The organism is Pseudomonas asplenii (assembly GCF_900105475.1).
In the GTDB taxonomy this organism is placed as follows: Bacteria; Pseudomonadota; Gammaproteobacteria; order Pseudomonadales; family Pseudomonadaceae; genus Aquipseudomonas; species Aquipseudomonas asplenii.
The window spans coordinates 2919960-2946293 of record NZ_LT629777.1 but is presented as its reverse complement, the minus strand read 5'-3'; the positions used below and the strand labels follow the sequence as shown (position 1 = coordinate 2946293).

Sequence of the window (26334 nt, the reverse complement as noted above, 5' to 3'; positions counted from 1 at the left end):
AGCGCCCAGGCGGCGGCAGGTAACGAAGGCTGACGATAATGTCACCAGACAGTGACAATTAGAGCCCTCTGCAGCCGCGTTTTGATCAGGTTCTTTCATGAGCCAAAGTAGGAAAAATGCCGACTAGGCTGCTTCTCTTTTCCATGTAGGAGCTATCCCTAAAGCCTTTTCCCACATTGATGCGTCCCTTTGCCTGAGCGAATCTCGCTCACTGTCATCCCTGAAAGGCTCCATGAAAAACCGACGCCCACCCGAAGAGGCATACCCCATGGCAAACGACATTGCATATCCGGCCCGCCAATGCTGCATCTTTCCATTGCACCAGGAAAATCGGCAGTACGCCTGGAAGGTGGAAGTACGCCGGGGCGGCAAGCTGCTGAGCGAGGTATTCACCTTCGCGGAGCACGGCGGCGAACAGCCCGCACACCTGGCCGCCGAGTCGTGTCGCAATGCGCTGGTGCTGAAAATGCCGGCGGTGCAGACCTATGAAAGTCGCCAACGCCTGCTGCCCCACAACACCAGCGGGCATCCGGGAGTCATGAGGCTCGAAACCAACAACATCGGTTACTGGCGCGCCAGCACCCGCATCCATGGCTACAACCTGAGCCGCAGTTTCAGCGTCGAACGGTACGGTGAGCAGCAGGCCAAATGCCTGGCCCTGAATGAGCGCCAACAGCAACTGGCACTTTGCGAAGAACCCTACGAGCAGGCCATGCAGGCCTTGCAGCAGCATTTCAGCCAGAACAACACACGCATGCGCGAGCACCGTATCCAGGCAGCCATCGGCCAGGCCCGGTGTCGCCGCACCTCAGCAGACAGTCACCTGCCGGACGACCAGGGGCCGCCACTGAGCATCAGCCCGGAACAAGCCTCGTTGTCGATCAGTCGACATTTCGCGGCAAGCACAAAGTAACCCGCAAGCCACCTCCACGCAGGTTCTGCAGACTGACTTCCCCGCCATGGCTATGGGCGATGTTGCGGGCGATGCCCAGACCCAGGCCATAGCCCTGCTGGTGGCCGGACAGGCGAAAATGCGGCTCGAAAACCTGTTGCAGGCGCTGCTCGGGTACCCCCGGTCCTTCGTCGTCGACGTGCAGGACAAAAGCACTGTCATCGTCCTCGATGTGCAGGTGCGCCCGCTCACCATACTTGAGGGCATTGTCGATCAGATTGCCCATGCAGCGACGCAGGGCCAGCGGCTTGCCCGGATAACTTGCCTGCGCCCGCCCGTTGATACTGACCAGACCATTGCCGTTGGGCGACAGGTAACACTCGACCAAGGTATCAAGGGCCTGGTTGAGGTCCACCGGCTCGATATTCTCGTGAATATCGGTGTCCTTCACACATTGCAACGCGCCCTTGACCAACATCTCCAGCTCATCGAGATCGCGGCCGAATTTCAGTTGCAGTTGCTCATCCTCAAGCAACTCGACTCGCAGGCGCAGGCGGGTGATGGGCGTACGCAGGTCGTGGGAGATCGCACTGAACAACTGACTGCGCTCGGTCAGGTAGCGACTGATGCGCTCACGCATGGTGTTGAGCGCCCGCCCGACTTCCATCACTTCGCTGCCACCGCCCTCCATTACCGGACGCACCTCCTCCGCCCCCAGCGACATATCCCGTGCCGAACGGGCCAGGCGCTTGAGTGGCCGACTCTGCCAATGCACCAGCAGACCGATGAACAGCAAAAGGAAACCGCTGGTGAGCAGAATGAACCAGACCTGCTGGGACGGTAGCCCCTCCTCTTCCAGGCTGGTATAGGGTTCGGGCAACAACGAGGCGATATACAGCCATTCGCCGGGCGACATCTGGATCTGCGTGACCAGTACCGGCGGATTCACCGGTTCCAGGGTCAGCGCGTAGTGCGCCCAGGAACGCGGCAGTTCGTCGAGCTTCAGACCGCCGTTGAAGATCCGCAGATTGTCGGGGCTGACGAAGTTCACCGTGATATCGACGTCATTGCCCAGGGACTGGCGCAGCACCTCGTGGACCGCTTCGAGTACCGCCGTCTTGCGTGGGGTCGGGCCAAGCAGTTGCATGTCCAGCGGCTTGTCGTTGAGGGTCACGACGAATCGTGTCCCGCCCATGCTGCGCAACTGGTCGAGCACCAGTGGCCGATAGGCCAGGGGCAACGAGCGCAGGTAACTGACGCTGGCCGTCATCGAGTGGGCCAGGCTACGGGCACTGGTGACCAGCCCTTCGAGCTGGGTTGCACGCAATTGCGAAAGCCAGATGACACTGGACAGCGCCTGGGCCAACAGCACTGCAAGCAACGTCAGCAGCAGCATCCGCCCAAGCAGCGAGCGTGGCACCGGCAGACGCTGGCGCAGTTCAGAGAGCATTGGCGGCGGTGACGTTGGCAGCCAACTGGTAACCGCTGCCACGCACGGTGCGGATCAGCCGTGGAGGTTTCTCGGTATCGCGCAGGCGTTGGCGCAAGCGGCTGACCGCCATGTCGACGATCCGGTCCAGGGGCATCAGGTCGCGTCCACGGGTGGCATTGCCGATGGTGTCGCGATCGAGGATTTCCTGGGGATGGTCGAGAAACAGCTTGAGCAGGGCGAAGTCGGCACCGGAAAGAATCACCTCTTCACCGTCGACGTGGAACAAGCGGTGACTGACCGTGTCCAGGCGCCACTCGTCGAAGGCCAGCACTTCGCTGCCAGCGCGTTCCTGGCCGAATTGGGCACGGCGCAGCAGAGCCTTGATCCGGGCCTGCAACTCACGGGGACTGAAGGGTTTGCCGAGGTAATCGTCTGCGCCAAGCTCAAGACCAATCACCCGGTCTGCCTCGTCGGAACTGGCGGTCAGCATGATGATCGGAACGTGGGCCTGGCGCGGGTGCTGGCGGACCCAGCGGCAGAGGCTGAAGCCGTCTTCGTCGGGCAGCATCACATCGAGGATGACCAGGTCACTCGGCGCTTCATTGAGCGCCTGGCGAAAACCGGCGCCATCACCGACCGTGCGCACCTGAAAACCGGCACGACTGAGGTAGGTGTCCAGCAGTTCACGGATTTCCTGATCATCATCGACCAGGAGAATGGACTTACTGAATGCGCTCACGGGGGATGTCCCTGTTGTTGTGGTTAGGACCGAAACGCGGATTATGCCTCAATCGATTGAGCGGTGAAGATGTGTTGATCTTGAGGGCCTCTTCGCGGGCAAGCCCGCTCCTGCAAGGAATCGGTGGACCCAAGGGTTCCACCGTATCCGTGGGAGCGGGCTTGCCCACGAAGAAGCCAACACCGAATCAGTCGCAAAGCGCCTGCTGCAAGGCCACCCCCGCCCCGATCAGCCCGGAATACGGCGCCGTCACCAACCACACCGGAATGCCCTTGAAGTAATCGCTCATGCAGCCCTTGTCGGCAAAGCTTCTGGCGAAGCCGCTCTTGATGAAGAAATCGGCAAAACGCGGGATCACGCCACCGACGATATAAACCCCGCCACGCCCTCCGGTGGTCAGCACGTTGTTGCCCGCCACCCGACCCAGCCAGCAACTGAATTGCTCCAGCACTTCCTGCGCCACCGGGTCACCCGCGAGGCCGGCAGCGGTGATCGCCTCCGGCGTCTCCAGGACAGGCTGGTGCCCATCCACCGCGCAGATCGCCCGGTAGACCCGCGGCAGGCCGCCACCGCTAAGGGCGGTCTCGGCACTGACATGACCGATCTCGTCATGGATATGTCGCCACAGCTGGGTTTCACGGGGGCTGCTCAGGGGCAGGTCGACATGCCCACCTTCCCCCGGCAAGGCCATGAATCCACCCTCACCCAGGTTCAGCAGGGTGCCAACGCCCAAGCCGGTACCGGGGCCGATCACCACCGCCGGCCGGTGCGGTTCCGCCGTACCTTCGCAGACCACGCGAAACTCATCGGGCTCGAGACGAGTCATCCCCAGGGCCATGGCCGAGAAGTCGTTGACCAGCAGCAACTCGTCAACCTGCAGGGTCGCGCAGAACGCCTTGCGGCTCAGGCGCCAATGGTTATTGGTGAAACGGAACTCGTCGCCGCTCACCGGCCCCGCCACCGACAGACACACCGCGCCAACGGCCCCCAACGGCAGGCCCAGCCCATCCAGGTAGACCTTGATGGCGTCTTCCGGGCACACGTGATCGGCGGTGGCAAGCACCTTCACCGAGTCCAGGCCGTTGTCTTTCCACAGGGCGAAGCGGGCATTGGTGCCGCCGATATCGCCAACCAGGGCCAATTTCATTCAAGGGTCTCCAGGGCCGAAGTGAAGGCACTGGCCCCCTGCTCCGCCGAGCTGAAGGCCATGCGCATGAAGCCGAACAATTCGCGGCCACAGCCGACATTATTACCCAGCAGACCGACCGCCGGCTCGCGCGCTGCGAATTCCGCGTCATCGACCAGCACTTTCAGCGTCCCCTTCACCCCGTCGACACGGATCACATCGCCGTCCCGCACCCGCGCCAACGCGCCGCCCACATGGGCCTCGGGGCAGACATGGATCGCCGCCGGAATCTTGCCCGAAGCGCCGGACATACGGCCATCGGTCACCAGTGCAACCTTGAAGCCACGGTCCTGCAGGACGCCGAGGAACGGGGTCATCTTGTGCAGTTCCGGCATGCCGTTGGAACGTGGCCCCTGGAAGCGCATGACCGCCACGAAGTCTTTCTCCAGTTGGCCGGCCTTGAAGGCATCGGCCAGGTCCTGCTGGTCCTGGAACACCAGCGCCGGCGCTTCAACGACCTGATGCTCAGGCGCCACGGCGGAAACTTTCATCACCCCGCGCCCAAGGTTGCCTTCCATCACCCGCAGGCCACCTTCAGGCGAGAAGGCACGGGCCACCGGACGCAGGATGTTTTCATCAAGGCTTTCGATCGGCCCCTCGCGCCAGACCAGTTCGCCGTCCTGCAGGAACGGCTCGCGGGTGTAGAGGCTCAAGCCACGGCCGGCCACGGTGTTGACGTCTTCGTGCAACAGACCGGCCTCAAGCAGTTCGCGGATCAGGAACGACATGCCGCCTGCCGCCTGGAAGTGGTTGATGTCGGCCTTGCCGTTCGGGTAGACGTGGGACAGCGTCGGCACCACCTCGGAAAGATCGGCCATGTCCTGCCAGGTCAGTTGGATACCCGCCGCCTGGGCAATGGCCGGCATGTGCAGAGTGTGATTGGTCGAACCGCCGGTGGCATGCAGGGCAACGATGGAGTTGACCAGCGAGCGCTCATCGACGATCTCGCCGATCGGCATGAAGTTGCCGCTCTGCCTGGTCATGCGTGTGACCTGGAACGCCGCCTCGCGGGTCAGGGCATCGCGCAGCGGTGTATTCGGGTTGACGAAGGACGCGCCCGGCAAGTGCAGGCCCATGACCTCCATCAGCAACTGGTTGGTGTTGGCGGTGCCGTAGAAGGTGCAGGTGCCGGGGCTGTGGTAGGACTTCATCTCCGATTCCAGCAGTTCCTCACGGCTGGCCTTGCCTTCGGCGTAACGCTGGCGGACATCGGCTTTCTGCTTGTTGGAAATGCCCGAAAGCATCGGCCCACCGGGCACGAAGATAGTCGGCAGATGACCGAAACGCAGCGATCCCATCATCAGGCCCGGCACGATCTTGTCGCAGATGCCCAGCATCAGCGCCGCATCGAACATATTGTGCGACAGCGCCACCGCGGTCGACATCGCGATCACTTCGCGACTGGCGATCCCCAGTTCCATGCCCGGCTCGCCCTGGGTCACGCCGTCGCACATCGCTGGCACCCCCCCGGCGAACTGGCCGACCGAGCCGATCTCGCGCAGGGCCTGCTTGAGCTGCTCCGGGTAGGTCTCGTAAGGCTGATGCGCGGAGAGCATGTCGTTATAGGACGAAACAATCGCCACGTTGGCGGCATTCATCATCCGCAGGGTTTCCTTGTCCTGGCTGCCGCATCCGGCCACGCCATGGGCAAAGTTCGCGCATTGCAGCTTGCCGCGCACGGGGCCATCGCTGGCAGCACCGCGAATCAGTGCCAGATACGCCGCGCGGGTGGCGCGGCTGCGGGCGATAAGCCGTTCGGTGACCTCAAGAACGCGGGGATGCATGTGTAGAACTCCAGGCTAACGGATATGGCGACCTGTGTGCCCTGAAGTGAGCGAACGCCTCGGTTGACGGGGCTTTTCGTTCATCCGGACCCGTTGATTCAGGTCACTCGTTGTAGATAAAACAAAATATTGCCATTAAAAAGGCTTGTTTTCTATTTCTATGCGAATAATCTTGTAATTCCAACAACAAAATTACGACAGGCGCTTTTATCATGACGCTACGCATTGCAATCAACGGTTTTGGTCGTATCGGCCGCAACGTCCTCCGCGCACTCTATACCCAAGGTTACCGCCAGGACTTGCAGGTCGTCGCCATCAACGACCTCGGCGACAGCTCGATCAATGCCCACCTGCTCAAATACGACACTGTCCACGGCACCTTCGATGCCAGCGTAGAACATGACCACGAAAGCCTGACCGTCAACGGTGACCGTATTGCCGTCAGCGCGATCCGCAACCCGGCCGAGCTGCCCTGGGCAGCCGAGAAGATCGACGTGGTGTTCGAATGCACCGGTCTGTTCACCGACCGCGCCAAGGCCGCCGCGCACATCAGCGCCGGCGCGCGCAAGGTGATCATTTCCGCCCCGGCCAAGGGTGCCGATGCCACCGTGGTCTACGGGGTCAATCACGACATTCTGCGCCAGTCGCACGAGATCATCTCCAACGCCTCGTGCACCACCAACTGCCTGGCTCCGGTGGCCCAGGTGCTGCATCGCGAATTGGGCATCGAAAGCGGCCTGATGACCACTATCCACGCCTATACCAACGACCAGAACCTGACCGACGTCTACCATACCGACCCGTATCGCGCCCGCTCGGCGACCCAGAACATGATCCCGAGCAAGACCGGCGCGGCCGAAGCCGTCGGCCTGGTGCTGCCGACCCTGGCCGGCAAGCTGACGGGCATGGCCGTGCGTGTGCCGGTGATCAACGTGTCACTGGTCGACCTGACCGTACAGCTCAAGCGCGAAGCCAGTGCCGACGAAATCAACGCACTGTTCAAGGAAGCCAGCCAGCATTCGAAGATTCTCGGCTACAACACCCTGCCGCTGGTCTCCAGTGACTTCAACCACAATCCACTGTCATCGATCTTCGACGCCAACCACACCAAGGCCAGCGGCAAGCTGCTCAAGGTCCTGGCCTGGTATGACAACGAGTGGGGCTTCTCCAACCGCATGCTGGATAACTGCCTGGCGCTGTGCAACGCACAATGACGGCGCGCGTGCGCGCGAGCAGAAAAAGCCTCGTCGATCACGAGGCTTTCGAGGGAAGACCGGGGCTCAACTTTGCGGTTTGAGCCCCTGGGAAAGACCGAACACGAACAACAGCAGGTCGTGGGTGGGCTGGACATGGGCCGCCACCTTGGCCACCCGTGGCAAGGGACAACGCTCGCCCGCCTGGGCCATGCTCAGCACCTGAGGTTGAGGCTGTTCCCAGACCACCAGCGCCAGGGAAGCGACAGCCAATCCACCGAGTAAAAACAAACCTCTAGCCATTTCTAACTTCATCATCGTAAGCCTTTGATGGTGCTGCCAAACGCCATACTGTAAAAGTAGCTTAGCCGCTTCCAATCCGCTTCACTCCACGACGAATGGCGCCGCAGTTGTTTGAGGTCGTGCTGCGCCGCACGCCGGCGGCTCAAGCGCTGACGTGCCTTCTCGAAATCCAGCAGAGCCACTTCGACACTGGCCGACTCGCCTTCACCGACAACCCGGACGAACAGGTGCTTGATATACAGGCAACCATGCTGCCAGCGCCCACGGTGCATGCGGGCCAGCGTGTTGGCCAGTTCCTGCAGCAGACGATCGTGCACAACCTCGCCATGCCGCTCACGCCCACCGTCGGCGTACCACTGCTCGATCTCGCAGAACCCCTCCAGAGCAGCGGTCACCAGCAACGCCTGCCACTGCCCGCCGGTATCGCGACGCGCACCACAGAACACCAGTTCCGGTACGCCGACCTCAAGCATGCGCAGACTCTTCAGTGCGTCCTGCTCGCGCAGAACGGTCGGACGACCGAATGGGTGCAGCAGACTGCGATAGAGATGCCCCACCTGACGTTTCACATACAACAGTCGACCGGTTGTGCCCACTACGCGTTGCACCCCACTCTCGCCACCCCGACGCCGGTTGGGCTCTTCCACCCACTCACCTTTGCGCGTCCAGAAATGTTCGAAACGATCCGTGGTGGTTCCTGCCGCATACGAAGCGCATTCAACGGTCATCCTGCTACCTTTTGTGTGAGATACAATCCGCCACATGGCGTAAGGAAGGAAAAAGGTCTCGATATCGCTAGCCCGAAACCCACGCGTTTGAATTCTTATTCAATCTTCGCCGTCGGCAAAAACGTAATGATTCGGATATCCGCCTGGACAGGCCAACTGCCGCAGATTGTTGCCTGGGGAAAATGCTAGAGCGTCCCGAACCAACCATTACATTTTTTTACAGGTCGACGATAATAGCAGGGGGCCACATTCGTGAACCCCGTGCAAGTCTGTGCCCCCCCTGACAGGGAGACGGAAGGTCATCAGGTGCTGGAACGATCCAGATCCACCTGGAAACGGCAACCATTGGGCTCCATGGTCGTCAGGCTGACATGCCAGCCCTGGTTCTCGCAGATCCGCTGCACCAGCGAAAGGCCCAGGCCCAGGCCTTCTCCACGTTTTTCATCGCCGCGAACGAACGGCTGGAACATCGCTTCGCGTTTCTCCTCGGGAATCCCGACACCGCTGTCCTCGACCACGAAACCGGTCGGTTCCAGGGTCAGCCGGATAAACCCCTGCTCCGTATAGTGCAGGGCATTGCGCAACAGGTTGCCCATCACTGCGTGGAGGAACGTGGCGTTATAGCGCGTGCTCAGCGGGCTGCCCGGTTCGAAAATCAGCGTCAGGCCCTTCTCCTCGATCGGGGCACGCCATAGGCCAACCAGATCTTCAGCCACCACGCTCAACGAGACTTGCGGCGACATGCTGCCATCTTCCCGCTGGGCCCGGGCGAGCATCAGGAACGTCTGCACCAGTTCGCGCATTTCCCCACTGGCGCGGGCGATTCGTTCGACCTGATTGCGCCCGCGCGGATCGAGCGCCGGGTTTTCCAGCAACAGCTCGCAGGAACTGGCCAGGACCATCAGCGGCGTGCGCAACTCATGACTGACGTCACTGGTGAACAACCGCTCACGGGTCAACGCATCGCGCAGGCGCCCCAGCGTTGCGTCGAAGGCAACCGCCAGCTCGCCGACCTCGTCGGCCGCGTAGTCGGGCGCCAGCAGAGGCGCGAAACCAAGCAACTGGTCGCGATGGCGCACCTGGCGTGCCAGTCTCACCACCGGAGCCATCACTCGTCGCGCCAGGACCCAGCCCAGGAACACCGCCAGTACCAGGGCCAGAACGAACCCCACCAGCACCACGGCGAACAGCACCCGTTCGCGCTCCTCGAAATCACTCTGATCCTGCAGGAGCACATAACGCCGACCGTCGACCACCTCGACCATTGCGTGATAGGACAGTTGCTCGCGAAATACCTCGTGGAAACCCGGGTCGAGGTGCCGCAGGTCCTTGGGCAGCTCGAAATCGCCCTTGCCGCCGCTGTAATAGAACAGCTGATCGGGCTCGGGACGGTGACTCCAGTCGCTCACGTTATCCATCAGCAGCAGGCGCTGCAGGTCGCCGCCGAGCCCAGCGGAGATCAGCTTCTCCTCGACCAGATGGACCACCGCAATGATGCCCATGGCGAAGGTGCCCGCCACCAGCGCGCTCATCAAGGCAAAGGCGATGATGATGCGCTGGGCCAGACTCTGCTTAAACTCCATCACGCCCCTCGGCCAAGCGGTAACCGACACCGTGCACGGTGTGCAGCAACGGTTTGTCGAATGGCTTGTCGATCACCTGACGCAACTGATGCACGTGGCTGCGCAGGCTGTCACTGTCCGGGCAATCGTCACCCCACAACGCCTCTTCCAGCACTTCCCGGCGCAGCACGTGAGGGCTCTTCTGCATCAATACCGCCAGCAGCTTCAAACCGACTGGATTGAGTTTGAGCAGGCGTCCCTGACGCGTCACTTCGAGGGTATCGAGGTCATAGTTCAGATCACTGACCTGCAGAGCCCGCCGGCCGCCGCCCTGGGCACGCCGCAGGACAGCCTCGATACGCGCGGCCAGCTCGGACAGCGCAAAAGGCTTGAGCAGGTAGTCGTCGGCCCCCGACTTGAAACCCTGCAAGCGGTCATCGAGCTGATCGCGGGCGGTCAGCATGATCACGGGCGTGTCGCGCCGGGCATCCTCACGCAGGCGCTTGCAGAGGGTATAGCCATCGATCCCGGGCAGCATGATGTCGAGCACGATCAGGTCATAGTGCTCGGTGGCCGCCAGGTGCAAACCCGAGAGGCCGTCCTGCGCGCAATCGACGGTGTAGCCTTTAAGCCCCAGGTAGTCGGCCAGGTTGGCGAGGATATCGCGGTTGTCTTCAACCAGTAGAATTCGCATGGGTACTCTCTCCGTACGCGGTAACGACCGTCTTGCCCCGCGCAGCTTACGGTGTAGCTCAGCCTACGACTAGGGCGGGCAAATTTAATGTTTTTTTCACCCCTGGCTCACAGGCAGGAAACACCGCTCCCGGCAGAATCGCTTACCGCCCATGCCCTGCAGATGACTCAACGCGCTCGTACACGGCCTGGCGGCAGATCGCAGGCATAAAAAAGCCCCACACAAGGTGGGGCTTTTTTTCAGGCAGGTGCCGGGTGGCTTACATCATGCCGCCCATACCGCCCATACCACCCATGTCTGGCATGCCGCCAGCCGATGGAGCGTCTTTCTTCGGTGCTTCGGCGATCGCAGCTTCGGTGGTCAGGATCAGACCGCCGATGGAGGATGCAGCCTGCAGAGCCGAACGGGTGACCTTGGTTGGGTCCAGGATGCCCATCTCGATCATGTCGCCGTATTGGCCGCTGGCAGCGTTGTAACCGAAGTTACCCTTGCCGTTCTTGACTTCGTTGACCACGACGCTTGGCTCGTCACCGCTGTTGGCGGAGATCTGGCGCAGCGGCGCTTCAACGGCGCGACGCAGTACAGCGATACCGACGTCCTGATCGGCGTTTTCGCCTTTCAGGTCGCTGATGGCTTGCAGGGCACGGATCAGTGCCACGCCACCGCCAGGAACCACGCCTTCTTCCACAGCAGCGCGGGTAGCGTGCAGGGCGTCTTCAACGCGGGCCTTCTTCTCTTTCATTTCGACTTCGGAGCCGGCGCCAACCTTGATCACCGCAACGCCGCCGGACAGCTTGGCCAGACGCTCTTGCAGTTTTTCACGGTCGTAGTCGGAGGAAGTTTCAGCAACCTGGGCACGGATCTGAGCGATACGCGCTTCGATATCACCCTGCACGCCGGAACCGTCGACGATGATGGTGTTTTCCTTGGACAGGGTAACGCGCTTGGCGCTGCCCAGGTGCTCCAGGGTGGTGCTTTCCAGGCTCAGGCCAATCTCTTCGGAGATCACGGTACCGCCGGTCAGAACGGCGATGTCCTGCAGCATGGCCTTGCGACGGTCGCCGAAGCCTGGTGCCTTGACGGCAGCAACCTTGACGATACCACGCATGTTGTTCACAACCAGAGTCGCCAGGGCTTCGCCTTCGACGTCTTCAGCCACGATCAGCAGTGGGCGGCCGGCTTTGGCAACGGCTTCCAGCACAGGCAGCATTTCGCGGATGTTGGAGATTTTCTTGTCGACCAGCAGGATCAGCGGACCGTCCAGTTCGGCGGTCATGGTGTCCGGCTTGTTGACGAAGTAAGGGGACAGGTAGCCACGGTCGAACTGCATGCCTTCAACGACCGACAGTTCGTTTTCCAGGCCCGAGCCTTCTTCAACGGTGATCACGCCTTCTTTACCGACTTTTTCCATGGCTTCGGCAATGATGTCACCGATGGAGCTGTCGGAGTTGGCGGAGATGGTGCCGACCTGAGCGATGGCCTTGGTGTCCGCGCATGGCTTGGACATTGCCTTCAGCTCTTTGACGACGGCGATGGTCGCCTTGTCGATACCGCGCTTGAGGTCCATCGGGTTCATGCCGGCAGCAACGGCTTTCAGGCCTTCGTTGACGATCGACTGAGCCAGAACGGTGGCGGTGGTGGTGCCGTCGCCAGCGTCATCGTTGGCACGGGAGGCAACGTCCTTGACCAGCTGCGCGCCCATGTTCTCGAAACGGTCTTCCAGCTCGATTTCCTTGGCTACGGAAACGCCGTCCTTGGTGATGGTCGGAGCGCCGAAGCTCTTCTCGATGATCACGTTACGGCCTTTCGGGCCCAGGGTCGCTTTTACCGCGTCAGCCAGGACGTTGACGCCAGTCAGCATTTTTTTGCGGGCGGAGTCGCCGAATTTAACTTCTTTAGCAGCCATGATCGTTATTCCTTAAATACTTTGTAGTAACGGGAAGAATGAGCGGGGAATCAGCCTTCGATAACGGCGAGAATTTCGTTCTCGCTCATTACCAGCAGGTCTTCGCCGTCTACTTTCACAGTGTTGCTGCCGGAGTAAGGGCCGAATACGACCTTGTCACCCACCTTTACAGACAGCGCACGGACTTCACCATTGTCCAGCACACGGCCGGCACCTACAGCGAGAACTTCACCATGGTTGGCTTTTTCAGCAGCCGAACCTGGCAGCACGATGCCGCCGGCGGTTTTCTTTTCTTCTTCGCTGCGACGGATGACGACGCGGTCATGCAGAGGACGAAGCTTCATTGTCGATCTCTCCTAATTATGGTTTTCAGCGACCGGTATCAGTACCGGCCAATTAGCAAATCCGGCGTTGCCGGTGACGGCTCGGCAAGCGAACCGCGGAATACTGTCTGGCGATTTACGCCAAAAACCTTGCGGTGACCGTTACATAGGGGCGCCAATGGCGATTACAAGGGCGGCCGACGATTTTTTTTGCAACCCGGCGAGCGGCCAAAACAGACACGGCACCCGAAGGTGCCGTGTCTGTTTTGCTGAATCACTCAGGAATCGCGGTGCTCGAACTCACCTTCGATCACTTGCGGCTGACGACCATTGGCCGGCGCTGCAGCGGACTGGCCACGGGCATGCAGGTCATCGGCGAAAGCCCGTTGACGCAAGGCCTGCTCCTCGGCGCGCCGACGCATGCGGTCGGCCGCCAGACGGCGCGTCATCGGCAGCAGCAACAGCAGGCCGAAAACATCGCTGATAAAGCCCGGCAACAGCAGCAGGCCGCCAGCCAAGGCGAGCATCAGGCCTTCCAGCATGGTTTGCGCTGGCAGCTCGCCACGACTCAGGCTTTCACGAGCGCGCAAGGCCGTCGTCAGGCCGGCGACTCGCAACACCAGCACACCGATCGCCGAGCCGAGAATGATCAACGCCAACGCTGGGAAGAACCCGATGGCCGTGCTGACCTGGAAAAATACGTACAGCTCCAACACTGGAAACAGTAGAAAGAGCAACAAAAAAGCGCGCATCGAATAAGTCCTCTACGGAAGAAGTCCTTCCAGTCAATAACAGATGACGTCGATGTCTCGTGAATTCAACCCTCAACGGCCTGCTTTTTCGGCCATTGTTCAGCGCGAGCCAGAGAAACCAGGGCTGCACGGACCTCTGCTGGCGTATTGCAAGGTGTTTCGAAGCCCAGCCAGTAAAGCCCCTGGCCAATCCGCAGGTGCATGCCCTCGGTGTCGATTCCCGCCAGTTGTGCCGGCACGCCAGCGGGCAGCCCGGCCAATTTCACGTAGTGGCCGATGGCATTGGCATGGTCACTGTTCATGTGCTCGACCATGCTCGCCTCGGCCTTGCCGGCAAACGGATTGGCCAGTGTTATCTGATCCAGCCAGTGGATCGCGCCGAACCCGCCAATGTAGCGATGGCGCACCGGCTTGAGGACCCAGAAGTCGAAGTCATGGGCTTTGTGGTAGTTCTGCGAGTCCGGAAAATAGCGATAGTAACGCTCGGCGGCAGCTTCAATGGCCTCTGGTTCGGCGAGCTTTTGCGCTTCGGCGAGGTAAGTGAGCCGACCGACCGCCTGGACGTCCTCGGCTTCACGCTCGCCCACCAGCAGCGAACATTTCGGATCTTTCTGCAGGTTGTGCGTGTGCTGGGCGATACGGCTGATCAGGATCAGCGGGCGCCCCTGCTCATCCAGGCAATAAGGCACCACGGAGCCAAACGGAAAACCGGGCATGGCCTTGGAGTGCGTCGACAATACCCCCCGATACTCCTTGAGCAACAACTCGCGCGCATTCTTGGCTACTTCAACGCTCACCTTATGACTCCTGATTGGCAACTCAGTGACAAGGTAATCATTATCAGCGACGGTTGCCAGCAGCCAGGCCGGCAGGGGCAGCGCGCCCGACGACCAGAGACCGCCGAACAGCGGTCTTGCAGGAAAGAAGGAATTACCAGGCCACACCGAAGCCGACGGTGTAGCGGGTCTTGTTCAGGCTGGTTTCGTCGTCGCCATTGATAATGTCGCGTTCAGCCTTGAGGTTGAGCGAGGCCCATTCGGTGACCTTGTAGCGCAGGCCAAGCTGGGCATCGAGGGAATACTTCGAAGGACCACTCAGCGGCCGACCGACTTCACCGTTGGTGAACAGCTCGACGGTTTTGCCGACCAGGTAGCGGTTGTAATCCCACTTCATACCCAATGAATAGAAGTTCTTCTTCTCGCCGTCGGAATACTCATAATCGGTGTTGTTGACCAGCGAGCCGAGGGAAAACGCGCCCAACTCGTCATCCCAGAACTGATAACCGGGACCGGTACCGACGGTACGCTGACGCGAAAGGTCCTCGACCCGGTCGCGCTTGTAGGTCAGGCGCCCCTGCCAGAACCATTTTTCGGTGAGAAAGCGGTCGAGGGCATACTCAACGCCCCAGTTGTCCGTGGTCACCACATTATCCTGGAACTCGCGGTTGTACTCGCCTTCGGCGTGGTGGCGCCAGGCGCCATGACGGGCCGTGGTCTTGAAGTCGATGTCGTAGTCATCGGTGTCCTTTTCCGCGCGCTTGTAGTCCATGGCCAAGTCGACATTGCCCTTCCAGACCAGATCCTCGATCAGCGGCTTGGGTTTGACGATCTGCTGGATACTGGCCAGATCCACGGTTTTAGGTGCCTCGCCGTTGGCCAAGGTCACCTTGCCGGCATCGGCCGCCTGCAAGGACTTGGCCTTCTCGCCGCTGTAGGCATCCTGCTTGACCAGCAGCTCCTGATCGCTTTCCAGGGTCTTGACCTGGGACCAGTCCAACGCAACGTTGCCAGCATAGGTGGTCTGAACCACCAATTTACCGCCATCGAACAATTTGATCTTGCCGCTCAGGCGGTCACCGTTCTTCAACCAGACGGTATCGGCCAGCAGGGGCGTGGAGGCACTGAAAACAGCGAGACACAGCAGGGTTCTGGAAAACATGGGCAACACAGGACTCGGGTTTGCAAGAAAAAACCGGCATTATCGCGCTGGATGCCGCCTGAGCAAGCACTGACCAGCCAACCGGCATCGAGTTCAATGACGCAGCCCGATAAACAGAAACCGCCTACTTGAAAGGCGATAATTCCCTACAGGAACGGCCGTGTGAGCGACGCAAGCGCCAGCGAAACCCCCGCCCAGATGCGCCGTACGGCCCTCTATCTGACCCTGGCCCAGGTTCCCGAGGGCAAAGTGGTCACCTACGGCCAGCTCGCCGAACTGGCCGGTCTCGGCCGGGCCGCCCGCTGGGTCGGGCGCACCTTGAGTCAACTGCCGGCCGACACCCGTCTGCCCTGGCACCGGGTGCTGGGCGCCGGCGGTCGGATCAGCCTGCCCGCTGGCAGCCCGTCCGGCGACGAGCAACGCGCCCGGCTGCGCACCGAAGGCCTCAGCGTCCTGAACAATCGCGTCGATATCAAGCGTCATGGCTGGCGCCCGATAGAGCACAGCGGTTAGAGTGCGCGCTTTGTTTCCGTCAACCCTGAGGCAGATTCCAGCCCATGCCCCGTAAAACCTGGCGCGCCGCGCTCGCTGCCTATGCCAGCCCGTCGACATTAGTGTTGCTGCTGCTCGGTTTCGCTGCCGGTCTGCCTTACATGTTGGTGTTTTCAACGCTATCGGTCTGGTTGCGCGAAGCCGGCGTGGCCCGAGAAACCATTGGCTATGCCAGCCTGATCGGCCTGGCCTATGCCTTCAAGTGGGTCTGGTCGCCCTTGCTCGACCAATGGCGCCTGCCGCTACTGGGCAAACTGGGACGCCGCCGCTCGTGGCTGGTGCTGGCACAGACACTGATCGTTCTCGGCCTGGTCGGCATGGGTTTCTGCGACCCGCAAAAGCACCTGTCCTGGCTGATCGCGATTGCCGTGATCGTCGCCTTCGCGTCCGCCACCCAGGACATCGCGGTCGACGCCTACCGCCTGGAAATCGCCAACGACAGCCAGCAGGCTGCCCTCGCCGCCAGCTATATGTCTGGTTATCGGGTCGCGGCACTGCTGGCGACGGCTGGTGCGCTGTTCTTCGCCGAAGGTTTCGGCTCTACCGGCTTCAGCTACAAGCACTCGGCGTGGACCGGCACCTACGTGCTGTTCGGCGTACTGATGATCCCGGCGCTGATCACCACCCTGCTCATGCGCGAACCACCGGTACCGCTGCGTACGCAATTGTCGGCTGGACGCTACAGCTTCGTGCATCAGTTGGCCTCGGTCTTCGTCCTGATCATCCTGCTGGTCTCGGTACCGGCGATGTTCACCCAGTTGTACAACACCAATTTCGCCAGCGTGCTGTTCCACGGCGTCAGCCTGCTCGACCTGCTGCTAGAAGACCGCGCCTTCCTGCGCGCGATCCTCTACACCACCCTGACCGCACTCTGCCTGTCGAGCATGGGCCGACGTGGTCTGGCACCAGTCCTGACACCGGTCAACGACTTCATCCTGCGCTATCGCTGGCAGGCGCTGCTGCTGCTCGGACTGATCGCCACCTATCGGATGTCGGACACGGTGATGGGGGTCATGGCCAACGTTTTCTACATCGACCAGGGTTTCACCAAGGACCAGATCGCCGGCGTCAGCAAGATCTTCGGCCTGATCATGACCCTGCTCGGCGCCGGCATGGGCGGCCTGCTGATCGTACGCTTCGGTATCCTGCCGATTCTGTTCATCGGCGGCGCCGCCTCGGCCGCGACCAACCTGCTGTTCATGTTGCTGGCCGACATGGGGCCGAACCTGAAGATGCTGATCGTCACCATCTCTCTGGACAACTTCAGTTCGGGGCTGGCGACTTCGGCATTCGTCGCCTACCTGTCGAGCCTGACCAACCTGAAGTTCTCCGCCACCCAGTACGCCCTGCTCAGCTCGATCATGCTGTTGCTGCCAAGACTGATCGGCGGTTACTCGGGTGTGATGGTGGAGAAACTCGGTTATCACCAGTTCTTCGTCGTGACCGCAATAATGGGCATTCCGACCCTGCTGCTGATCGCCCTGCACTGGTATCAGGAGGCTCGCCGCGGTGGCACCACGCCTTCTTCGACCGGGGAAACCCAGGAAGGCCAATAAATACAGGGGGGGGAGCAGCACTCCCCCGTGTCAGACCCGCCACATGCCTGTACGTCGCCGGATCACGCCCGTACAATGTCCCGCTATTTCCTGTCATAAGCACCGACAACGGCCAATTCATGCGCACCAGTCAATATTTGCTCGCCACACTGAAAGAAACGCCTTCCGATGCGGTCGTGATCAGCCACCAGCTGATGCTGCGCGCCGGGATGATCCGCAAACTCGCCTCCGGCCTGTACACCTGGCTGCCGATGGGCCTGCGCGTGATGCGCAAGGTTGAAGCCATCGTGCGCGAGGAAATGGACGCAGCCGGCGCCCTGGAAGTGTTGATGCCGGGCATCCAGCCGGCCGAGCTGTGGCAGGAATCCGGTCGTTGGGAACAATACGGCCCCGAACTGCTGCGCCTGAAGGATCGCCATGATCGCGACTTCTGCGCCGGCCCGACCCATGAAGAAGTGATCACCGATCTGTGCCGCAACGAATTGAGCAGCTACAAGCAGCTGCCCATCAACCTGTACCAGATCCAGACCAAATTCCGTGACGAGATCCGCCCACGCTTCGGTCTGATGCGCGGTCGCGAATTCATCATGAAGGACGCCTACTCCTTCCACGCCGACCAGGCGTCGCTGCAGGTCACCTACGACCGCATGCACCAGGCCTACTGCAACATTTTCACCCGCCTGGGCCTGCGTTTCCGTCCGGTGGAAGCCGACAACGGCTCGATCGGCGGTGCCGGCTCCCATGAGTTCCACGTGCTGGCCGAATCCGGCGAAGACGATATCGCCTTCAGCAACGGCTCCGACTACGCGGCCAACATCGAGAAGGCCGAAGCGGTGCCGCGCGAAACCTCGCGCCCTGCGCCGACCGAGGAACTGCGCCTGGTCGATACCCCTGACGCGAAAACCATCGCGCAACTGGTCGAAGGCTACAACCTGGCGATCGAAAAGACCGTCAAGACCCTGATCGTTCACGCCGAGGAAGAGGGCAAGCTGATCGCCCTGATCGTCCGTGGCGACCATGAGCTGAACGAAATCAAGGCCGCCCAGCAACCTGGCGTAGCCAACCCACTGGTGATGGCTTCCGACGCCGAACTGCGCGACGCCATTGGCGCCGGCGCTGGCTCCCTCGGTCCGCTGAACCTGCCACTGCCGATCATCATCGACCGTTCGGTCGCCCTGATGAGCGACTTCAGCATCGGCGCGAACATCGACGACAAGCACTATTTCGGCGTGAACTGGGAACGTGACCTGCCCGTACCGACCGTCGCCGACCTGCGCAACGTCGTGGCCGGCGATCCTAGCCCGGACGGCAAAGGCACCCTGGAAATCAAGCGCGGCATCGAAGTCGGGCATATCTTCCAACTGGGTACCAAGTACAGCGAAGCGATGAAGTGCCAGGTCCTGGGTGAAAACGGCAAGCCGGTCATCCTGACCATGGGTTGCTACGGCATCGGTGTTTCCCGCGTGGTGGCTGCGGCCATCGAGCAGAACAACGATGAAAACGGCATCATCTGGAGCGACAGCCTCGCACCGTTCCAGATTGCCCTGGTACCGCTGCGCTACGAAACCGAGCAGGTTCGCGAAGCCACCGACAAACTCTACGCGGAACTGACCGCCGCCGGTTTCGAAGTGCTGCTGGACGACCGTGACAAGAAAACCAGCCCGGGTATCAAGTTCGCAGACATGGAACTGATCGGTATCCCTCACCGGATCGTGGTCAGCGACCGCGGCCTGGCCGAAGGCAACCTGGAATACAAGAGCCGTACCGAAAGCGAGGCGCAAGCGCTGCCGGTTGCCGATGTACTGTCGTTCCTCCAGGCCCGTATCCGTCGCTGAGCCCAGATAGAAACCTCATGTCCAATCGAAGTACCTTGACCCTCGGGGGCGCCGCCTTGTGCGGCGCCCTGCTGCTCGGCGGCTGTGCCAATCCGATGTCACAGCGCAGCGAGCACGAGGAACGCGTCGAGCGAAAACTGCTCGAGCATAGCCTGCAGATCGATGTCGGCGACCCGAAAACCCTCGAGCTGCCACAGCGCCGCGTACGGATTCACGAGCAGAAGACGTTCGAAGTCACCGAGTTCGATGTCACCCGTCGCTACGACCGCTATACCCCCTACCAGCCCTGGCGCAAGGCCTACGAGATACCGCTGGGCGCCGTCGCCCTGGTCGGAGGCATCGGCGCCAATGTCGTCAACGTGTTCGCGCTCGGCTCCTTGCCCACCAGCGTGACCCACGACTGGCTCAGTTATGGCGTGGATGGCCTCAATCCGTTCATGAACATGCAGTCACACGGCCGGGCGCAGCAAAACCTGGCGGGCATCGAGGAGGTCCAGCGCGACAAGCGCGTGGAATATTCCAGCCTGCCCTGGGCCGAACGACCGGTGCAAGTGCTTGCCGGTCAGCAGACCTACGAGCTGACCACCGATCGTCATGGTGTCCTGCGCCTGAACCTGCTGGACAGCCCGTTTGCCGAACAGGACCTGAACCACATCAGCAACCTGACCATTCGTGTCGAGGACGCCCAGGACGAGATTCATTCGGACTCCAGCCTGTCGATCAGCAGCAAGCTGCGCGGCAAGCTGGTCGAGGCTCATGCCCTGATCTACGACGATCTCGAGGGCGATGATGTCGGCCAGTGGGTGCATCGGGTCAAGCGCCTGTCGGAACTGGGCCTGGAAGAGGAAGCCAGCGAACTGGAACAGAGCCTGATCGAACTGACCCGCAACGATCCCGAGTTGCAGCGTGAGTTCCTCAAGTCGCTGACCAGGAATGCAGGGCGCCTGGTGGCTGACCCAGGGGCAAGCTGAATCACTCTCACCTGTGGCTAGAGGCTTGCCCCTAGCCACCAGTGGCCCCGCCCTTTCGCTGCATTAAAGACGGCTGAACAACTCCAACTGTTCATGCCCACCGCGCAAGTCCTGCAGACGCACCCCGATTCCCAGCAAACGCACGGGCTTGCCACCCCGGGCGAACGCCTGGCTGAGCAACTGCCGATAACTCTCCAGATCCCGCGCCGCGCCCGCCTGCTCCAGGGTGGTCTGGCTAAAGTCATGGAACTTGACCTTGACGAACGGCTTGCCGGGTCGATAACTGCTGTCCAGCCGAGCAATGCGCCCAGCCAGGGTTTCCATCAGTTCAGGAAGCTTTTCCAGGCAACTTTCAAGGTCGGGCAAATCGGTGTCATAGGTATTTTCCACACTGACCGACTGCCGCCGACTGTCGTTCTGTACCAGTCGCTCATCAATCCCACGCGCCAGCCCCCACAAGCGCTCGCCGAAGCTGCCGAACTCACGCACCAGCGAGAGTTTGTTCCACTCGCGCAACTGCAAGCAGTCGACAATGCCCAGGCGCCCGAGCTTGTCCGCCGTGACCTTGCCGACACCGTGCAACTTGCTGACCGGCAAGCCAGAGACAAAGTCCTCCACCTGATCCGGAGTGATCACAAACAGTCCATCGGGCTTTTTCCAGTCGCTGGCGATCTTCGCCAGGAACTTGTTCGGGGCTACCCCCGCCGAGACCGTGATATGCAACTGCCTGGAGACACGACGCCGGATATCCTGGGCGATACGTGTGGCACTGCCGGCGAAGTGCGGGCTATCGGAAACGTCGAGATACGCCTCATCCAGCGAAAGGGGCTCGATCAGTTCGGTATAGTCACGAAAGATCGCCTGGATTTCCTTCGAGACCTCTTTATAGACATCCATCCGCGGCTTGACGATCACCAGATCCGGGCACAGGTTCAACGCGTGCCGCGAGGACATCGCGGAACGCACGCCAAATGCCCGAGCCTCATAATTGCAGGTGGCGATCACCCCACGCCGATCCGCCGACCCGCCCACCGCCATTGGCCGACCGGCCAGGTTCGGATCGTCGCGCATCTCGATGGCGGCATAGAAGCAATCACAATCGACATGGATGATTTTGCGTTGCGTCATGTAGGACAGGTTCTTAAGACAAGTACGTCATGTGTAATCAGTATCGCACCCCTTACTGTATATAGCACCAGTGCTTTGAATCCTCGATGGGGAGGAGCGCAGATCGCCAATGTGAATTTATTTTTTCAATCGAACCCCTGAGCGCAATAGAGCTGAAAGCCTTGCCTGGCATAGCCTCGAGCCCCCCGAGGGATCCTAGGTTGGGTCTAAGCATTTGAACAATAAAGAGGTTTTTTAGATTTAGGGTTTGACAGCCTCGCGGATCTCTGTAGAATTCACCCCATCAGACGCGGGATGGAGCAGCCTGGTAGCTCGTCGGGCTCATAACCCGAAGGTCGTCGGTTCAAATCCGGCTCCCGCAACCAAACATCAGAAAAGGTCATTCGAAAGAATGGCCTTTTTTGTTGCCTATTGTTTCTACTCGACCTCCCTCCCCTCTCGATCACCTCCCCACTCAAAAAACCTTGTGTGCCTGGGACTTACGGAAACAGAGCGGTCATTTTCAACTATTTTGCATTTTTTTGACCACACGGACCATTAACGGTTGACACTACGTCATTGGGCTGTAGAATGCCGCCTCACAGACGCGGGATGGAGCAGCCTGGTAGCTCGTCGGGCTCATAACCCGAAGGTCGTCGGTTCAAATCCGGCTCCCGCAACCAAACAGCAGAAAAGGCTACTCGAAAGAGTGGCCTTTTTTGTATCCGCAGAAAAAGCCCTATCTACAAACAGCGCGAACCCTCGACGCAAATCAGAGTCAATGGCTGCACAGGCTATGCTGAATTCGCAACAAACTTCCTCTACAAAAGCCCCGGGGCGTGGGTCGCCGCAAAGCGGCGAGACGCGTTAATATCTGTAATTATTTGTCCATAGGGATTGGTAACTTGGCTGGATACCCCCATCCTGTCGCGCACAATCCTAGAGGTGATTGATGCGCGCCAACTCGTCTGAACCACAAGACTCCGTCACAGCGATACCACCGATTGCAGCCACTCGTTTGCGCTGGCTGGATCTGTTGAGCAAATATCGCCAATCCGTCGGTCTGGCAATCACTCTGCTGCTGTTTGCCATTGCCCTGATCGCCTGCCGTCATCTATTGATGGAGCTCGATCTGGATGCCCTGCACGACTCGATCCTCAGCGTACCCAAGCCCGCTCTGGGGGGGGCGGTAGCGGCAACAGTCATCGGTTTCATCATTCTACTGGGCTACGAGTGGTCAGCCAGCCGCTACGCGAATGTCCAGCTACCGGCCAAGACATTGATGCTCGGTGGCTTCACCGCTTTCGCCATTGGCAATGCGATTGGCCTGTCCCTGCTTTCCGGCGGCTCGGTGCGTTATCGTCTCTACGCCCGCAACGGCCTGGGCGCCTCCGAAGTCGCACGAATGACCCTGTTCGCCAGCCTGTCGCTGGGTTGCGCACTGCCGCCACTTGCGGCTCTTGCTACCCTGAGCAACCTGCCCGCAGCTGCCGAAGCCCTGCATCTGCACGCCTATCTGCTGGGCGGCATCGCGATCGTGATCCTGGGCTTGTCCGGCCTGCTGGCACTGGGTATCTATCGTCGGCGCCTGCCGGAACAACCGATCCCGAACAACCTGCTGGTCAAGGTCGGCCGCCGCACCCTGCGCTTGCCCAGCGCCCGCCTGACCCTGCTGCAACTGGTCATCACCGCGCTGGATGTGGCGGCCGCAGCCACCGTACTTTACCTGCTGCTGCCGGAAGCTCCACCGTTCGGCGCCTTCCTGCTGGTCTATCTGCTGGCCCTGGCGGCCGGGGTGCTGAGCCATGTGCCCGGCGGCGTCGGGGTGTTCGAAGCGATTCTGCTGGCCGCCTTTACCAATGAACTGGGTGCCGCGCCACTGGCCGCCGCACTGCTGCTGTATCGCCTGATCTATGTACTGCTGCCGTTGCTGCTGGCTTGCCTTGCGCTGCTGAGCACCGAGGCCCAGCGCCTGATCGCCTCGCGCCAGAGCATGCGAGTAGCTTCCGGCATGGCCGCGCCGATCCTCGCGGTGCTGGTATTCCTCTCCGGTGTGGCGCTGCTGTTCTCCGGTGCCACTCCGGAAATCGACACCCGCCTGGAAGGTATCGACTTCCTGGTGCCGGATCGCCTGATCGATGCCTCGCACTTCGGCGCCAGCCTGGTCGGTGTCCTGTGCCTGCTGCTGGCACAAGGCTTGCGCCGACGCCTGTCGGCCGCCTGGATGTTGACCATGATCCTGCTGCTGGTCGGCGCCCTGCTCTCGCTGCTCAAGGGGTTCGACTGGGAAGAAGCCAGCATGCTGACGGCCACTGCCTGTCTGCTGGGGGTTTTCCGACGTTCCTTCTACCGTCCGAGCCGTCTGACCGAACTGCCGTTCTCGCCGCTGTATCTGGTGGCCAGCCTGTGCGTGCTGGGCGCCTCGGTGTGGCTGCTGCTGTTCGCCTACCAGGACGTTCCCTACAGCCACGAACTCTGGTGGCAGTTCGCACTGGACGGTGACGCCCCGCGTGGCCTGCGCTCGCTGCTGGGAGCTGCGGTGCTGCTGGTGGTGGTCTCGCTGACCTGGCTGCTGCGCACCGAACGCCCGGTGATCCATCAGCCCAATCATGAAGAACTCGAGCGCGCCCAAAAGATCCTGCTGGCTTCCGACCAGCCCGATGGCGGCCTGGCACTGACCGGCGACAAGGCGTTCCTGTTCCACCCCACCGATACCGCGTTCCTGATGTATGCCCGCCGCGGCCGCAGCCTGGTGGCGCTGTACGACCCGATCGGTCCGGCACGTCAGCGTGCCGAACTGATCTGGCAGTTCCGCGACCTGTGCGACACCCACCATGCCCGTCCGGTGTTCTACCAGGTACGCGCCGAAAACCTGCCGTACTACATGGATATCGGCCTGACCGCCATCAAGCTCGGCGAAGAAGCACGGGTCGACCTCAAGCGCTTTGACCTTGAGTCCAAGGGCAAGGAGATGAAGGACCTGCGCTACACTTGGAACCGTGGCAGCCGCGACGGCCTGTCCCTGGAGATCTACGAGCCAGGGCAAGCTCCGATGGATGAGCTCAAGGCAATCTCCGACGCCTGGCTGACCGGCAAGAACGTTCGCGAGAAAGGTTTCTCCCTGGGCCGCTTCAGCACGGACTACATCAACCACTTCCGTGTCGCGATCATCCACTTCGAAGGTCGTCCGGTGGCGTTCGCCAACCTGCTCGAGACCCACAGCCATGAACTGGCCAGCCTCGACCTGATGCGTTCGCACCCCGATGCACCGAAGCTGACCATGGAGTTCCTGATGGTCGGCCTGATTCAACATTACAAGCATCAAGGCTATGCCCGCTTCAGCCTCGGCATGGTGCCACTTTCCGGCTTGCAACCCCGGCGCGGGGCCCCACTGACCCAGCGCCTGGGCTCGATGGTGTTCCAACGCGGCGAGCAGCTCTACAACTTCCAGGGGCTGCGTCGCTTCAAAGACAAATTCCAGCCTGACTGGGAACCCCGTTACATGGCTGTGCCAGCCGGACTCGATCCGCTGGTAGCCCTGGCCGATACCGCCGCCCTGATCGCGGGCGGCTTGACTGGATTGGTGAAACGCTGATGATTCGACGCTCCTGGCGGTTGTTACTGATAATCGTGGTGGTACTGGTCGCGCTCGCGGGCGCCGGCTACTGGTTCTGGAACCGTCCCGCGCCGGAACCCACCCTCGAACACCTGAGCCAGGCTGATGGCTCGCCCCTCACCCGGCTGATCCCGGGTACCTCGCCCAAGGCGCAGGTCATCGTCGCCACCCTCGCCGAAGACGCCCTGAGCGACAAACAACTGGCAGCCCTGAGTCGTGGCGGCTCGGCACAGATCGTCCAGGTGATCCTGCCCAAGGACGACTGCAAACTGCAGCAGGCGGCACTCGATGCGGCCATGCAGCAATTGAAGGGCCCGGCGACCGTGGTCACCGGCATTGGCCCGGGGGCGTCCCTGGCCTGGAACTGGCTGGCTACGCAGACTAACGACAAGGCCCAGGCCATCTCGGTCGGTTTCACCCTCGAGCAGCCGGGCTGCAGCACACCGGTACCGAAGTCGGCAGCCCATGGGCACTGGCTGGTGGCCTGGAACGACGGCCCGGACGATCCAAGTGCGGCCTTCGTACGCGATCAACCCAACGCCGAGACCAGCATCAGTGACTACGACATTCATCTGCCGCAGGTACTGAACAACGAACTGCGCAAGATGCTGGTGGGCAACGAGAACGGTGGCCTGGGCATCCCGGTGGTCGAAGTCCCTGCCGGTCAAACCACCGATACCGTGACCCTGTTCCTCTCTGGCGACGGTGGCTGGCGCGATCTGGACCGCGATGTCGCCGGTGAAATGGCGAAGATGGGCTACCCGGTGGTCGGCATCGACACCCTGCGCTACTACTGGCAGCACAAGAGCCCGGAACAGAGCGCCGTCGACCTGACCGAACTGATGCAGCACTATCGGCAGAAATGGGGCACCAAGCGCTTCGTCCTGACCGGTTACTCCTTTGGCGCGGACGTCCTGCCGGCGATCTACAATCACCTGCCGGAAGCCGAGCAACAACGGGTCGACGCGATCATCCTGCTGGCCTTCGCCCGCAGCGGCAGCTTCGAGATCCATGTCGACGGTTGGCTGGGCAAGGCTGGCATGGAACTGGATACCGGTCCTGACATGGCCAAACTGCCAGCGGCCAAGGTGCTGTGTATCTACGGCAAGGAAGAGATCGACGAAAGTGGTTGCACCACCAAGACCGCTGTCGGCGAGGCGCTGCAATTGCCTGGCGGCCATCACTTCGACGAGAACTACCCGGCGCTGGCCAAGCGCCTGATCGATGCGATCGACAAGCGCCAGAACAAGGCCAAGGCTGAATAA

At 61.2% G+C, this 26334-nt stretch carries 22 protein-coding genes and 2 tRNA genes; 10 read left to right on the top strand and 14 right to left on the bottom strand.

Features of this window, described 5'->3' with window-relative positions; genetic code table 11:
- Positions 1-268: 268 nt before the first annotated feature.
- Entirely contained in the window at positions 269-913 is a 645-nt protein-coding gene (locus BLU37_RS13470; protein WP_090205596.1) for an AP2 domain-containing protein, read from the top strand.
- Here BLU37_RS13470 and BLU37_RS13465 read toward each other — a convergent pair.
- The 4 genes from BLU37_RS13465 to edd form a co-directional block, all read right to left on the bottom strand.
- Complete coding sequence (locus BLU37_RS13465) at positions 882-2342, bottom strand: HAMP domain-containing sensor histidine kinase (RefSeq protein WP_090205594.1); 1461 nt, start codon at positions 2340-2342, stop codon at positions 882-884. The two genes, BLU37_RS13470 and BLU37_RS13465, sit on opposite strands and share 32 nt — an antisense overlap.
- A complete protein-coding gene (locus tag BLU37_RS13460) occupies positions 2332-3063 on the bottom strand; it encodes a response regulator (protein ID WP_090205591.1) in 732 nt (243 codons plus the stop codon). Before BLU37_RS13460 ends, BLU37_RS13465 begins: the two co-directional genes overlap by 11 nt.
- A gap of 187 nt (positions 3064-3250) precedes the next feature.
- Positions 3251-4210, bottom strand: a complete 960-nt coding sequence (locus BLU37_RS13455) for a glucokinase (protein WP_090205588.1) — start codon at positions 4208-4210, stop codon at positions 3251-3253.
- Positions 4207-6033, bottom strand: coding sequence for a phosphogluconate dehydratase (gene edd, locus BLU37_RS13450; protein ID WP_090205586.1), 1827 nt, complete (start codon positions 6031-6033; stop codon positions 4207-4209). Before edd ends, BLU37_RS13455 begins: the two co-directional genes overlap by 4 nt.
- 212 nt (positions 6034-6245) lie before the next feature.
- Between edd and gap the strand changes: the two genes are divergently transcribed.
- Complete coding sequence (gene gap, locus BLU37_RS13445) at positions 6246-7247, top strand: type I glyceraldehyde-3-phosphate dehydrogenase (RefSeq protein ID WP_010448638.1); 1002 nt, start codon at positions 6246-6248, stop codon at positions 7245-7247.
- Positions 7248-7313: 66 nt separating this feature from the next.
- Here the strand turns inward: gap and BLU37_RS13440 are convergent, their stop codons facing one another.
- The 9 genes from BLU37_RS13440 to BLU37_RS13400 form a co-directional block, all read right to left on the bottom strand.
- Positions 7314-7541 carry a hypothetical protein gene (locus BLU37_RS13440; RefSeq protein ID WP_029379500.1) on the bottom strand — a complete coding sequence of 76 codons (228 nt, stop codon included), beginning with the start codon at positions 7539-7541 and terminating at the stop codon, positions 7314-7316.
- Complete coding sequence (locus tag BLU37_RS13435; RefSeq protein WP_019363534.1) at positions 7541-8257, bottom strand: lipopolysaccharide kinase InaA family protein; 717 nt, start codon at positions 8255-8257, stop codon at positions 7541-7543. The genes BLU37_RS13440 and BLU37_RS13435 overlap by 1 nt, the downstream gene beginning before the upstream one ends.
- A 302-nt stretch (positions 8258-8559) precedes the next feature.
- Positions 8560-9840, bottom strand: coding sequence for a sensor histidine kinase (locus BLU37_RS13430; protein WP_090205583.1), 1281 nt, complete (start codon positions 9838-9840; stop codon positions 8560-8562).
- A complete protein-coding gene (colR, locus tag BLU37_RS13425; RefSeq protein ID WP_090205581.1) occupies positions 9830-10513 on the bottom strand; it encodes a two-component system response regulator ColR in 684 nt (227 codons plus the stop codon). The genes BLU37_RS13430 and colR overlap by 11 nt, the downstream gene beginning before the upstream one ends.
- Positions 10514-10772: 259 nt before the next feature.
- Positions 10773-12419, bottom strand: coding sequence for a chaperonin GroEL (gene groL, locus BLU37_RS13420; RefSeq protein WP_010448648.1), 1647 nt, complete (start codon positions 12417-12419; stop codon positions 10773-10775).
- A gap of 50 nt (positions 12420-12469) precedes the next feature.
- A complete protein-coding gene (locus tag BLU37_RS13415) occupies positions 12470-12763 on the bottom strand; it encodes a co-chaperone GroES (protein WP_010448650.1) in 294 nt (97 codons plus the stop codon).
- 257 nt (positions 12764-13020) lie between these two features.
- Positions 13021-13494: an FxsA family protein gene (locus tag BLU37_RS13410; protein WP_090205578.1), complete on the bottom strand. Its 474-nt coding sequence runs from the start codon at positions 13492-13494 to the stop codon at positions 13021-13023.
- Between the two features lie 65 nt (positions 13495-13559).
- Complete coding sequence (locus BLU37_RS13405) at positions 13560-14291, bottom strand: HugZ family pyridoxamine 5'-phosphate oxidase (protein ID WP_090205575.1); 732 nt, start codon at positions 14289-14291, stop codon at positions 13560-13562.
- Between the two features lie 133 nt (positions 14292-14424).
- Positions 14425-15432, bottom strand: a complete 1008-nt coding sequence (locus tag BLU37_RS13400; protein WP_010448655.1) for a DUF481 domain-containing protein — start codon at positions 15430-15432, stop codon at positions 14425-14427.
- A 198-nt stretch (positions 15433-15630) separates the two neighbouring features.
- Here BLU37_RS13400 and BLU37_RS13395 point away from each other — a divergent pair, with 198 nt between their 5' ends.
- The 4 genes from BLU37_RS13395 (at position 15631) to BLU37_RS13380 (ending at position 20346) form a co-directional block, all read left to right on the top strand.
- The gene (locus BLU37_RS13395) at positions 15631-15945 is read left to right on the top strand and encodes an MGMT family protein (protein ID WP_231986212.1); all 315 of its coding nucleotides are present in this window, start codon (positions 15631-15633) and stop codon (positions 15943-15945) included.
- 44 nt (positions 15946-15989) lie between these two features.
- Complete coding sequence (locus BLU37_RS13390; RefSeq protein ID WP_081354357.1) at positions 15990-17540, top strand: AmpG family muropeptide MFS transporter; 1551 nt, start codon at positions 15990-15992, stop codon at positions 17538-17540.
- Positions 17541-17659: 119 nt separating this feature from the next.
- Complete coding sequence (locus BLU37_RS13385; RefSeq protein ID WP_010448658.1) at positions 17660-19375, top strand: proline--tRNA ligase; 1716 nt, start codon at positions 17660-17662, stop codon at positions 19373-19375.
- 17 nt (positions 19376-19392) lie between these two features.
- Complete coding sequence (locus tag BLU37_RS13380; protein ID WP_010448659.1) at positions 19393-20346, top strand: hypothetical protein; 954 nt, start codon at positions 19393-19395, stop codon at positions 20344-20346.
- A gap of 63 nt (positions 20347-20409) precedes the next feature.
- Here the strand turns inward: BLU37_RS13380 and dinB are convergent, their stop codons facing one another.
- Positions 20410-21474: a DNA polymerase IV gene (dinB, locus tag BLU37_RS13375; protein ID WP_019361289.1), complete on the bottom strand. Its 1065-nt coding sequence runs from the start codon at positions 21472-21474 to the stop codon at positions 20410-20412.
- A gap of 288 nt (positions 21475-21762) precedes the next feature.
- On the opposite strand from dinB, the gene BLU37_RS13370 reads away from it, so the two are divergent.
- From BLU37_RS13370 to BLU37_RS13355, 4 genes are all read left to right on the top strand, one after another.
- Positions 21763-21839 (top strand) — tRNA-Met (locus BLU37_RS13370).
- A 220-nt stretch (positions 21840-22059) separates the two neighbouring features.
- Positions 22060-22136: transfer RNA gene (locus BLU37_RS13365), tRNA-Met, on the top strand.
- Positions 22137-22405: 269 nt separating this feature from the next.
- Positions 22406-25048 carry a bifunctional lysylphosphatidylglycerol flippase/synthetase MprF gene (gene mprF, locus BLU37_RS13360; protein WP_090205572.1) on the top strand — a complete coding sequence of 881 codons (2643 nt, stop codon included), beginning with the start codon at positions 22406-22408 and terminating at the stop codon, positions 25046-25048.
- On the top strand, positions 25048-26334 hold the full coding sequence (locus BLU37_RS13355) for a virulence factor family protein (protein WP_090205569.1): 1287 nt from the start codon (positions 25048-25050) through the stop codon (positions 26332-26334). Before mprF ends, BLU37_RS13355 begins: the two co-directional genes overlap by 1 nt.